The 13,027-nt window shown below is 50.0% G+C and carries 9 protein-coding genes and 1 pseudogene; 7 read left to right on the forward strand and 3 right to left on the reverse strand.

Annotated features, from left to right (window positions below; translation table 11 throughout):
- The first annotated feature begins 99 nt into the window (after positions 1-99).
- Positions 100-1,200, forward strand: a complete 1,101-nt coding sequence (locus AAC022_RS11030) for a zinc-binding dehydrogenase (protein ID WP_339730905.1) — start codon at positions 100-102, stop codon at positions 1,198-1,200.
- 1 nt (position 1,201) lies between these two features.
- Here the strand turns inward: AAC022_RS11030 and AAC022_RS11035 are convergent, their stop codons facing one another.
- From AAC022_RS11035 to obgE, 3 genes are all read right to left on the reverse strand, one after another.
- Entirely contained in the window at positions 1,202-2,431 is a 1,230-nt protein-coding gene (locus tag AAC022_RS11035; RefSeq protein WP_339730907.1) for a hypothetical protein, read from the reverse strand.
- A gap of 441 nt (positions 2,432-2,872) precedes the next feature.
- Positions 2,873-3,136, reverse strand: a complete 264-nt coding sequence (locus AAC022_RS11040) for a hypothetical protein (protein ID WP_339730910.1) — start codon at positions 3,134-3,136, stop codon at positions 2,873-2,875.
- 2 nt (positions 3,137-3,138) lie between these two features.
- Positions 3,139-4,140: a GTPase ObgE gene (obgE, locus tag AAC022_RS11045; RefSeq protein ID WP_339730911.1), complete on the reverse strand. Its 1,002-nt coding sequence runs from the start codon at positions 4,138-4,140 to the stop codon at positions 3,139-3,141.
- 554 nt (positions 4,141-4,694) lie between these two features.
- Here obgE and AAC022_RS11050 point away from each other — a divergent pair.
- From AAC022_RS11050 to AAC022_RS11075, 6 genes and pseudogenes are all read left to right on the forward strand, one after another.
- On the forward strand, positions 4,695-5,735 hold the full coding sequence (locus tag AAC022_RS11050) for a KpsF/GutQ family sugar-phosphate isomerase (protein ID WP_339730913.1): 1,041 nt from the start codon (positions 4,695-4,697) through the stop codon (positions 5,733-5,735).
- An 82-nt stretch (positions 5,736-5,817) separates the two neighbouring features.
- Entirely contained in the window at positions 5,818-9,096 is a 3,279-nt protein-coding gene (locus AAC022_RS11055; RefSeq protein ID WP_339730914.1) for a hypothetical protein, read from the forward strand.
- A gap of 129 nt (positions 9,097-9,225) precedes the next feature.
- Positions 9,226-10,854, forward strand: a complete 1,629-nt coding sequence (locus AAC022_RS11060; RefSeq protein ID WP_339730915.1) for a DUF1570 domain-containing protein — start codon at positions 9,226-9,228, stop codon at positions 10,852-10,854.
- A 105-nt stretch (positions 10,855-10,959) separates the two neighbouring features.
- Positions 10,960-11,229: a hypothetical protein gene (locus tag AAC022_RS11065; RefSeq protein WP_339730916.1), complete on the forward strand. Its 270-nt coding sequence runs from the start codon at positions 10,960-10,962 to the stop codon at positions 11,227-11,229.
- Positions 11,230-11,246: 17 nt separating this feature from the next.
- A pseudogene (locus AAC022_RS11070) lies at positions 11,247-11,417 on the forward strand (transposase); the annotation flags it as partial.
- A gap of 419 nt (positions 11,418-11,836) precedes the next feature.
- Entirely contained in the window at positions 11,837-12,652 is an 816-nt protein-coding gene (locus AAC022_RS11075; protein ID WP_339730917.1) for a hypothetical protein, read from the forward strand.
- Positions 12,653-13,027 lie beyond the last annotated feature (375 nt).

Below are 13,027 nucleotides of genomic sequence, written 5' to 3' on the forward strand. Positions count from 1 at the left end.
TTCACAATCTTCGTGTCTCTGTGGTAATCAATCTCTCACTGTCTGAAATGCCATTCATTCAGACCGTGTTAACCAGATCATAGTAAGTCGTATCACATCATGAGCGATCAATGTATCTCGATTGTCCTGACGGGCGATGATCCCCCATTACAGCGTACCGTGGTTTCACAACCCGAACTGCAACCGGGAGAAACTCTGGTTGAAATTCTGTGCTGTACGATTTGCGGAAGTGATCTGCATACCTACGAAGGCACACGGTCTACCCCCTGCCCGACCATTCTGGGACATGAAATGATTGGGCGCGTGGTTGACCTGAATTCCGAACTCCCGATACGGGATTATCTGGATCGCCCCGTTCAAATTGGTGATCGCATCACGTGGTCCGTCGCAGTTTCGTGTAAAGACTGCGAACAATGTCGCCGCGGTCTCACTCAAAAATGTACGAGACTGTTCAAATACGGGCATCAGCGTTTAACCGATCAGAATTATTTGAGTGGCGGCCTGGCCAGCCATTGTCATCTGGTCAAAGGGACGACGATTTTCAAAGTACCGGAATCACTGCCCGACCAGGTCGCCAGCCCTGCGAACTGTGCGACCGCGACTGTGATGGCGGCCTTTCGTCTTGCCGGTGAAGTCCAGAACCAGTCCGTACTGATTTTGGGTGCGGGCATGCTGGGAGTCACCGCTTCTGCCGTCGCTCATGCGCAAGGCGCTGCATCGGTGATTGTGGCAGACATTGAACCAGCGCGTGTGAAACGCAGTCTTGAATTTGGCGCGACTCACACGGTCCTGGCGAAAAAAGAACAGCCGCTGCATGCCGAAATTCAACATCTGACAGACGGACGAGGCGTTGACATCGTGTTCGACATGACAGGCGTTCCGGAAGTAATGGAAAGCGGTCTGGAGTCGCTGGCGATAGGCGGTCGTATGATTCTCGTCGGTGCGGTTTACCCGGCCCGTCCGATTCAGCTCTCAGCAGAAACAATGATTCGCAAGTTACTCAGGCTGGAAGGCATCCATAATTATATTGATCTCGACCTGGCAAACGCATTGAACTTTCTCGAGCGTTATCAGAACCGGTATCCGTTTCAGCGACTCAGCGAACATGCCTTCTCTCTGGATGAAGTCCCGGCTGCGTTTACCGAGTCTGCCAATCATCGTTCGTATCGCGTGGCGATTCTGCCACATCAATCAAACTGATTTAAAAATCGATTTCAGCCGACTGACCCAGATCGATGCCACGTGCAGGACTGGCAACGCGACCATATCGACCGGTGGGTTGCTGTTGTGCTCTACGTTGGGGAGCACGCCGCGTCTGGGGACGGGCTTGAGCAAACTGCTCTCTTTCCTGTGGCAGCGATGTTCGGGATGCTAGCTGTGCTTCGGGAGCAAAGGCCACGGTTTCGTTGACTTGATGACTCTCTGTTGGGCGTCCACTGAATGGAATACGCGACTTAATGGGAAGCGGCCGTGATCTACGGCTGGCTCGGTCAGTTTGATCCAGACTGGCCAACTCGGTTTGCTCTTTCATCGCCGTTTCGAATTCATCTTCACTGTCATCAGGACCGTCATCAGGACCGTCATCAGGACCGTCATCAGGACTCTGTGAACGAATCACAAAATCCTTGTTTTCGGTCGCTGGCTGCTGTTTGGGTGCGTTGGCGGCCAGTTGTTGACCTGCGGGAAGATTCAATGCCGGGCTGCCTGCCATAATCCAACTGCCCCATTGTTGTTCGAGGGCTTCTACATTTTTGTATTTGTATAATTTGGCAATGGCTTCATCCCAGCCGTTCTTATGGGCGTCTTCCAGAAACATCAGATAGCGTTTTTTGCCGCCGGTCTGCAGCAGAAAGTCGGCCAGGGAATAACCTTCCGCATACAGTGTCAGTACCTTTTGCATTTCCGAAGGATATTCGGTCATGGCGAGCAGGCTTCTGAGGGGAATCCGTTTATTCGTTCCCATCACCTGACGATTCAATAACCGTTGGCGTTTCTTCTCTGATTCATGTTCGACGATAGTCGCTGCCCCTTCGTCGGCCCAGCGAGGCAGCGGTCGACGAAAGTGGCAGGCGAAGATCGTATGATTGACTTCGTGCGGGAGAACCGAATCCAAGATGCGTTCCAGTGATCCCTGGATCTGCATGTCCCAACCAAAGACTTCTCCTCGGTCGAACGAAAACGTAGTCGCTCCGCCGGCACCATAGTTGCCGACTTTGACTTTAATCGGACACGGGGCATACCACTTGGGGAGCTCATGTCCCAGCCAGGTGATGGCCAGTTCTTTGCGATAGATCTCAGCAGCATCGCCCACCTGTTTGGCGATTTCCGGCGTTGGTGCGTGGGTGACGAAATTAGAGGTTTTGTAAGAGGCTCCCAGCGAAAAGAATGCAGCCAGGAATAAAACGAAACAGCGACAAAGTTGAGCTTCCATGCCCTCTTGTTCCTTATTGTTGCAGCCGAAGATGCGGGTCTTCGACTGACACACTCTCAATTGATTGTAACGGGATAGTTTTTGGGTCGATCACTCGAAATGGGTTTTTGAGATATGATCGTTGGAAGAACCTGAGGTTCCTGTTGCCTGAATCGATTGTCGGTGAATTCCATTCACACAAAACAAAGTGAGTCAGGTAAGGGATGCTTAATGCAAACGTGAGGCCAATGGTTCGAAAATAACGCGTTTTGTTTTCAGAACCAGAGAAGTAGATGCCATAAGCCATAGAAGACACAAGGCTTACAGATTTCTGCTGCAAATATTGTAAGAATGACTGCTGTCAAATTTGATCCCAAACGGGATTGTAGAAATTGCAAAGCGGCCCCGATCACGCAGGGGAATGCAAATTTTACAATTCAGAAATCGACGCAGACGCAAGGTTTAGAAACGAAGTCGCGCGAAGACCCAACCTAAGAGGAAGCCGACCAGCATCAGAATTCCCAGCTCGGTAATCCGCTGGGTCTGGCTCTGTGTCGCATTGAAAAACGCCTGAAAGGCAAACCCCAGCACCATGAAGAGCGCCGCACCATATTTACCAAAACGAACCCGAACTTCTCCCGGTGGCTCTGCCGGTTCACCTGCCTGCACTGGAGAAGCCGGTTCCTGACTAGGATCGTCTGACGGGGAAGGGTTCTCCGGCTTCACGATCAGGCCTCAACTTCCAGATCTTGCAGTTCATTGATAATCATCCGGACCAGTTTTTCGAGATTGTTGCCGGTAGCAGAAGAGATTTGCATCACCGGATGTCCTAACTCTTCTTCCAGCAGCTCGGCGATCGGTTCCGCATCAGGCAGTTCGCTTTTGGTGACCACAAGAATTTCCGGGCGTTCCATCAGTGTGGGATCATAGAGACGCATCTCTTCCCTGATCTGACGGTAGTTCTGAATCGGATCGGTCTGGTCCATGGGTGAAGGTTCGACCAAGTGCACGAGCACCCGTGTTCGCTCGACATGCCTCAAGAATTCATGACCCAGCCCCACGCCTGCATGGGCACCTTCGATCAGGCCGGGGATATCCGCCATCACGAATTGATGGTCAAAACCAACTCGAACCAGGCCTAAATTAGGATATTTCGTGGTAAACGGGTAGTCTGCAATTTCGGGATGCGCCTTGGACAGCCGACTGAGCAACGTTGATTTGCCGGCATTGGGTTTCCCGACCAGTCCGACGTCGGCGATCAGTTTCAGTTCGAGTGAAATATCACGCAGTTCTCCCAGGCCTCCCTTTTCAAACTCGCGAGGTGCCTGATGGGTCGGGGTCGCAAAATGACGATTGCCGCGGCCCCCATTTCCCCCTTTGGCTACGACCACGCGATCGCCGCTCTTCTTCATATCGCGTAACAGATGCCCACGTTTACTGTCCAATACCAGCGTTCCTGGCGGGACCATAATGAGTAAGTCCTGGCCAGATCTCCCGCTCTTCAAATTCGACGCCCCGCGTCCGCCGGGATCGGCATTCCAATGCTTGTGGCCGATGATGTTGGCTAAGCTATTGACGTTCACATCAGCCAGGACGACAACATCACCACCCTTGCCCCCGTCGCCCCCGTTCGGACCACCGCGCGGCACATGGGCTTCCCTTCGGAAACTGGCAGACCCATCTCCACCATCGCCCGCTTTACAATAAATATCAACTCGATCTACAAACATAATGTTCCGTCTACTGTCACTTTTGAATGCTACGTATTCCGCTCTGAAACGCGTTCGGCCCCGAAAACAATTCCGGCACTGATTTGGGGGAACGGGGAATTGCGACGCCCGTCATACACGTCAGAAGGAATACACTTCGTATCTTCTTTGATTTCATTGACTTAAGAGTCAACCACTGGCCTCATTTTTCGCACTTTGTTTTCGATTTGTGGAAACGAACAACCCTGCATTTTCCAGCATGACAACTCGAAGATCGTCTCGACGACAACCTGCTACAAAGTACGGCAGGGATTATCCATTGTAGATGGTCTCCTTGAAAATACGAGAGCCGATTCGTGCTTTCTTATACAATCCCAGCTATGAAAGGGGAGCCGCAACGATTCTCCTGACTTTCTCTGAAACAAACCTCCGGCAAACATGTTCATTAAACCTTTTCCAGGCAGTCACTTACAACATTTCCATCTCCCTAATTTCGGATTGACCCGCTTTCGACCTCCTTTTATACTCCCGCTCCCCTGAATTTCCCCGCAAGGATGCGACAAAGGAATGACGTGATGAGTTCCCTGCCTGTAAGGTCGGTAATCGAGTTTTCCCAATTTGATCAGTTACGTGATGCGCGCGATATCATTTTCAGCGAGGCTGATGCGCTGCGCCAGATGGGTCACACCCTGGGAACAGAACTCTGCGACGCCGTCGATTTAATTCTGTCCCGCAAGGGAGCTGTCATCTTAACCGGCATGGGTAAAGCAGGGTTGATCGCACAAAAAATCTGCGCCACACTCTCATCAACGGGCACACGTTCCCATTTTCTGCATCCAGCAGAAGCCATTCACGGCGACCTGGGCTGCCTGCATTCTGATGATACCGTGCTGGCACTTTCCAACAGTGGTGAAACAGAAGAGCTACGGCGTCTGCTCCCGCTCTTTCAAAAAATGAACCTGCCTACTATCAGCATCACGGCTCGCAAGACAAGTACGCTCGGCCGCGCTTCTCAAGTTGTGTTGTGCCTGGGAAATTTAGAAGAAGCAGGCCCGCATCAGTTGGCACCTTCCACAACAACGACTGCGATGCTGGCGATGGGGGATGCCTTATCGCTGGTGATCAGCAAAGCCCGCGGATTCACACCGCTACAATTTGCCACTTTTCATCCCGGAGGAAATCTGGGACGAAAACTGACTCAAATCAATGAAGTCATGCGTCCGCGAGACGAAGTGCGTGTGACACATGAAACCAGTTCCATCCGCGAAGCTTTTGTCAGCTTGAGTTGCCCCGGCCGTCGCAGTGGCGCTGTGATTATTGTCGATGATTCCGATCGAGTCGCAGGTATCTTTACCGACAGTGACCTTGCCCGACTGCTGGAAGAACGCCGCGATGTGCAACTGGACCGACCGATCTCTGAAGTTATGACAGCCCAACCGACCACCATTCAATCCGATGCTTCTCTGGAAACAGCAGTCACGCTGTTAAAAACGCGCAAACTCAGTGAACTGCCGGTCGTTGATCAACGTCAGCATTTAGCTGGTTTGATCGATATTACCGACGTCATCGGCTGGCAGCCTCAACTGGAACCAACCGAAGACAAACAGGCGGGCTAACCCGCTTTCGATTTTCCTTTCTGACACTCCTCTCTTTCATTTTCACTCTTTCATTTTCAATAGAAACGACTTTTCCAATTCCATGACCGGAGCCATTCAATATAACAGGAATGGATTATTCGATCGCCTGATCGCAAACCGGCTGTTGTTAACTTGGGTGACAACACTCTCTTTGACCGGCGCGTATCTGGTGTATGCGCAGGCGCTGCAGCATGTCATCAAGGAAAAAATCATTCGACGTGAATTTCCGAAAGAGGTCTTCACGTCTCCCGCCCATTCTTCGGGGAGTAACGAAAAGGCCAAGACCTATCTGCCTGAAATCCCCTGGGCCGCCGATGCCCGCTATCAGTTCAAGGACGAAAACGTCTTCATTTATACTGAGAGCTGGAAACAGGAAGAGCAAAAAAAAGCGGCCCGCTTAAAGCCGTTTGCCATGTTGATGTTCGACAAAAAAAAGGGGGAATCTGAAGCTCCGTTTGCCCTGATGAGTGAACAAGCGCTGGTCCGGTTTGAACAACCGTTTGGAATCAAACATACCGACCCCGGTCGGATGATTGCCGGCTCTCTGGAAGGCGATGTAAAAATTACAGGGCCCAACGGGCTGATCATTTATGGACGAAATTTCTTCTATGACGAATCGTCAATGAATATCTGGAGCGACCATGAAGTCCAGTTCGCATACGGAGATCATCGCGGACGCGCCCGTGGCATCGAAATGAAACTGATTCCGTCTGCCGAGAAACCAAAGGAACTCAAGCCGGCGGCGGACGGCATTCGTGAAATTGTGCTTCGCCGCGACGTCCATATGATACTGGCATTGAAGAAAGAGGAGGCAGCAAAAGCTTCTGAGACTGGTATCGCACGTTTTGCCACGGTCAAAAGCACGGGCAGTTTCACCTTTAATTTAGAAACGAATCAGGGCACGTTCACAGATACCGTACGCGTACATCATCCGACCAATGCCTACCAGGCTGATACCCTGGATTGCGACAAACTACAACTACAGTTCGTTCGCAAAGCAGAATCCAATGCAGAGAATGAAGCAACAGTAACTGAGCAAGCAGAAAACAGACGACCATCCAACCATAGTAGTGGCAAACTGGAATTTGCGGAACTGGTGGCAACAGGCACGAACGTCATACTGATTTCCGAAGAAAACCAGTTTTCAGGCAGGATGACCCGATTCTCTTATAATGAACAGACGAAGACGATCGTCCTCACAGACGAACGCGATGTGCGTGTTAAGCAACAATCATCGAAACTCCAATGTCCCGAGATTATCGTCCAGCAGAATGAAGAGGGCCGCCTGGAAACGATTCTCTGTAACGGAGCTGGCTGGATCATACACACTGATTCCAAGACCGGGCAAATTTCGATGGCGGCGCAGTGGGCCAAACTGATGAAAAAATCGATCGACCCGGAAACCCAACTGGAGATGATCGAATTACAGCAGCAGTGTATTGTCAGACAGCCCAACGAACAATTTGCACTGCGGGCGCAAAATATCAAACTGTGGTTGAAAGGAGATTTACCTTCCTTGAAACAGTCTGATTCGCTCAAACAAAAACAACACCCGTCTGCTGACGGCAGTGCTGAAGACAGTGCTGAAGACAGTGCTGACAACAGTGACGTACAGAGCAAGCTTGATCCCTATAAAATGATTGCGGTACGCGATGTGGACATCTCCAGTCCTCAACTTAGCGGAACTACCAAACGACTCGAAATCTGGTTTGACCAGGCGACGTCACCGCAGTCGGCTCCCAATGCCCCACTCAGCCAGCAGCCGCAGTTAAGGCGCGCCCCTGTCAAACAGGTTGCGTTTGCTGTTAACGATACAATCCCTTCGCGCGAAGCGCGCACGAGAAATGTGAGCGGACCGTTTTCTGATCCCGGAAGAAGGCGTCTTCCCACCAATCAACGGTTACAAGCGGATTCCCCGGAAGGGCGCACGGTTCTCCCGTCTCGTAGAAAATCCGTGTTTTCGATGGATGATCAAAAACCAGAAGAACCACCCGAGCCGGTGATCGTGAAAGCCGATCTGATGAAATTGCGTGTGACGAAAAATACACGCGGCAAAGCAGAAGTGGTAGAGGTCTGGACCCAAGGTAATGTTTCGGTGCAGCAGCTGCAGGGCAAAACGGAAAAGCCGTTACACATTACTGGAAACCAGCTCCACATTGAAAACAAAGGTGAGAACGACCAGATCCTGCATGTGATTGGTAAGCCGGCAAAAATCAACGCACAGGGGGCCCAGATTGAGGGCGAAAATATTTTTCTTTACCGCCTGGAAAACAAAGCTAAGGTCGAAGGGAAAGGGCTGTTACTGTTGCCGGTACGTGGCGGTAAAAAGTCGTCAGCCGGCCTGTTATCAGGCGCTGATGGCATTACTCAGGAACACAGCCTGACGAAACCCGGCAAGGAAGAAGAAAATGACCAGGATCAAGTTCTGGAAATTCACTGGGATCAGGAAATGGTCTTCGACGGATTGACGGCGAATTTCTTCGGCAAAGTCAGAACCAATATGGGAGACAATCGCCTGCGATGCCAGGAGATGGAAGTCATTCTGTCCGACCGCGTCTCGTTTACGAAAAAACAACCGAAAGATCAAAAACCCAACGTCCATTTCATCACCTGTCGGGACGGCGTCGAAGTGGAAAGCAACGAGTATCTGGAAAACAGATTGGTCGGTATCCGCCGCGCCAGCTTCTGGCAAATGAACGTCGATCAGCAAACCGGGAATGCGGAAGCCCGCGGCCCGGGTTGGTTGATTTTGTGGCGACGAGAAAATACAGACCAATCGAATTCAGAATCCAACGTATCACAAGCCAACCGGCCTCAAAAAACAGACTCCGACAGCTGGGCTTACACGCGAATCGATTTTAACGGCAAGATGGCCGGCAATGTGGAACAACGAAGCACCACGTTTGATGATCGCGTGCAGATTACCCACGGCAGTGTGAAACGTCCACTAGACACTATTGATCCTGACAAACTGCCTCCCAATGCCGGCCGGATGCGGAGCAACAGCCTGAAACTGATTCAGCATGAAATCAATGGCCAGAAGAAAAAATTTATCTCGATGCTGGCAAAAGGGAATGCAGAATTTGAGGGGAACGCGCTCGTCAAAAATAAAAGGGCTCCGACGAGTCAATCCTTTAGTGCCAGCGCCGATACCATCAGCTTTGATGAATCGAAAGACCTGTACATGTTGCGTTCCTTCGGCAATCGCAAGGCAACCCTCCGCCGGTTTTCACGTGTGGGCAGCGATCCCACCCAAAGCGTGGCCCAGCAAATCGAGTTCGCTCCTGCTCATGACCGGGTCACATTACACGGCGTAACCGGGATACAAGGGTTGCCCTGACCCGATTTCAGGCTGAATTTATAGAATCATTCTTTTTTCCGATGTCAATCTCGCCTACAATTAACGTAGGAAGTTTGCTGCCTGTTTCAGCGCTTCCATCGCCAGATATCTATCAGGGAAACGGTAACCATGTCTGTCCAGAAAGATCAACCTTCACGATTCCGATCCGAGTCGGCAGCTTCTGTTGTGAAGCAACTGACTAGCGCAGGACGACTGAGTGGTCTTATCCGCGGGTATCACTGGCTGCTCATCATCACTTTGATGGTTGGCCTGTCTCAACCGACTTTCGCACAGAACCCGCGTACCCGGGAAGCCTACCAGCGACAATACGAAACCCTGCAAAACAACTTTCAAAACAAACTGAAACAGTTGGCCGCCAATTGCCAGCAGGAACAGCAGCTGGAAGGCCTGCAGACGATTTCCCAATTGCTGACAGCACTAGAAGACTTCGATCCGCAATCGAATTCCCTGCCCAGCGCTGTGCGTGCGGAAATCCCACTCAATCTACCCCCGGCAGAACGTAACTGGCGATTGAAGTTGCGCAACTTGCAGGACCAGCAGGCGAACACTCTGTTTGTCTTCTCACGCAATGTATTACACGCGGGTTTACCCAGCTATGCCTATGATATGATTCTGGAGACGGCTTATCATAACCCAGACCATCGCTCGGTCAGACTGATCCTGGGTTATGTACGTAATGGCGACGCATGGGTCACCCCGTTTGAAAAAGAGATGCAGGATCGGAAACAGGTCTGGCACGAAAAATATGGCTGGTTGCCGGCAGCACACGTCGCCCGTTATGAAAGGGGAGAACGTTATGTGAACGGTCGCTGGAAGTCGGCCGCTCAGGAAGCAGAAATCAGACGCGACTTTCGAAATGCCTGGCAAATCAAGACGGAACACTTTCTGATCAAAACCAATCACAGTCTGGAAATGGGTGTGAAACTGGCGACAGAAATGGAAGATTTTCATCGCTATTTCCATCAAACCTTCGTCGGCTTCTTTAAGACACCGGAGCAATTGCGAAAATTATTTGAAGGTGCCAGAAACCCTTTTCAAAGACGAAACAACAATTCTCAACACGTCATGCACTACTACCGGACCCGCAACGAATATTTGCAGCGGTTACAGAAAGAGATTCCGCAAATTGCACTAACGCATGGCATCTACCTGTTCGGCGATCGGATCTCGCACTTTTATCATCGCCCCGATGCAGCAGGCGATTTGGGAACCCTGTATCACGAAGCCACGCATCAGCTGTTTTATGAAACCGGTTCTCTGCGCAGCAATAGACAGGTCGGCGAGAAAAATCATTTCTGGGCCATTGAAGGCATCGCCTGCTACATGGAATCGTTTGAGAAGGACGGCAATGTTTTTCGAGCCGGCAACCCGAATCATATCCGCTTCAACGCGGCCCGCTATCGGCTGCTGGAAGACGAATATTATGTTCCCCTGGAAACGTACGCCGCCATGGGCCGCCAGGCCTTTCAAACCAGTCCGAACATCAGCCCCAACTATAGTCAGGCATCCGGGCTGTCTCATTTCTTCATGCACGCCAAACGTGGGGAATACCGAGACGCCTTTATCAATCAGATGTCACAGCTTTACAGCTTCAACTCCCGCGTTCGTAATAACGCGAATACGCTGGATGAGCTGACCGGCCAGTCTTATAGTGAGCTGGATCAAGAGTACAAAGCCTACTCGGCAGCGCTGCAAAAAGCCCTTGATGAACGTGCTCTCAGCCTGCAGACTAAATAAGCATTCCTAATAAAATATTGCCCACGGTTTTGCTGTCCTCCGGCTCCCTTCTCTCTCAATACGCCCCCTGCCAACCAGTGAAATTGACATAAGTCCGATAACCACGTGGATGACATAGAACCCAACTGGGACGTGTTCCACAATGTTATCGGCCTGTTCAAACTCTGGGCCGAAGACGGTTACCGAAAGAACAAGTACCATCAAAGGCTCTGCGAGATCGCCGAAGCTATTGAACTCCCCGCGAACTCACCAACTTACAAAATAATAAACTGCGTGAAAGCTCCCGTTGATGAGCAGGCTAAGCTAGTGCTACATCGCTGGCGGTTCGGGCTGTGGAAGTGTGTTTTGAGCTGGGGTGAAGCTGATCGTCCGTAATGCCCACGAAGGCCTGAAAGCGGATGCAAACCACGAACATGCTGGAACGTCAGAATAAGGAATTAAGACGGCGTACCCGCGTGGCGGGCATGTCGCCCAAAGAGGCATCGTTACTGAGACTGGTGACCGCGATCCTGGTGGAGCTGAGCTACGACTGGGAAACCGGCATGAGAGACCTGACGATTTAGTAATGATCTCAGAAATCGAAGGCTACTGAAACATACAGAACATTTGCTTTTTTCGGATAATAAAACACGAATAAACTATACAAACATGCCGTTTTATGTTAACTATAATGTACACACCCCTTTAGATTTTGACCGCATTCTTTTGGCTTTTGATGTTACATTCCCCAGGGAGCTCCCTAGTACTTTCAGAAATCATCTTTGATGAATGTTTCATTGCATGTAGTCCGTCTCGAAACAATTTCAATTAAAGAGCTTTTCTATGAATGAGTAATACGCGGGAACACATGACCTCAAGAACGAAGAACATGCAAATAGGGGCCATTTTTGTTAGCGATTTGGGAGAAAAACACTCCCTCTTTCTGAAATGATGATTCAGAATTCGCGTGTTGTTAAAATTCTAATTTAGGAAAGAGTTTGAGATGAATACAAAACAAGTATTTTATGCCGCACTATTTGTTACTTTTGTCCAACTAGCCAGTGCTCAAAGCGCTCTCGCACAATATTATTTTGAACGAGATCCAACGAGTTACGTAAGGGTAGTCGACGACATGGCAGCCGCTGTAATTGGATACGACTTATGGAATACTATTCCTCCATACAATAGTATTCCGTATCTCAACGATCTAGATGTGGACAATTCAGATACAGGAGAGCAATCCCTGATCGCTGCGTTAACTAGCTCAGTGAGTACATCCTCTACTGTAATAGGCTATGTCACAGCGTCTTCCAATACACAAATGACGTTCAACCCTGACTTAGTTGCCAATGGTCAGGTCTCTGCTCTTGCTATCAACACAGCGATCGCTGCATTGGATAGTGGGACTTATGAAGGTAGTCTTGCTATATTAAGTTCTACTGGTAGTAATACAAGAGCGATATGTTCGGCTAAGTTTACACTAAAAAATTCGCAAACTAACGCACCTCCGACACAAGTGAAATTAAAAATCAGACAGAGTATTTCACTCACGGATGATCCTGATTTTTTTTGGGTCCCTTCGCATAGTTTTTCCATTTATAAAAACGGATCATCGACAGCGTCATTAACATCTTCTTCTGATGGAGAAGTGACATTCATCGATCCAGCTGCAGTTCACGGTGACTATTATACTATTACCGGGACAGTGAGTGCGGAGGGGGGGGTATCTAAATCAGGTCCATTACAGGCCCATCAAATGCTCCTGTTGGGTGGTAGCTGTGAGGTAACAGGTGAAGCCGAAGTTTCAGTTGTTCCTTAATCATGTTTGAAGATATTCTATTCAATTGAGAAGAATAGAGTTTTATGCAGGAAGCAATTCACTTGACGGTGAATTGCTTCACTTTGTTCTTGATTCCCAAGTTCGCCCGATGGCGGCCGCGTGTGACCCGCTGAAAGTGGTCACGATTACTACCCGCGAAATTCTTTGACCCGTCTGGAATCCAGGTCATCCAAAATATCCAAGGAAGTCAATTTAACGTATGTGTGCGCTCTGAGTTGATCAGTTACCCTTGCGCGCTGAGAGTTAATATGCCCCACTTCATCCGAATTGTGAGCCCCAGAAACTATCGAGTTTACGAGCTGATAAAAGAGCACTTCGACGCGACCTGCGACGACATCACCTTTGAGTCGTTGT

The sequence above is a fragment of the uncultured Gimesia sp. genome, assembly GCF_963976445.1.
Taxonomy (GTDB): Bacteria; Planctomycetota; Planctomycetia; order Planctomycetales; family Planctomycetaceae; genus Gimesia.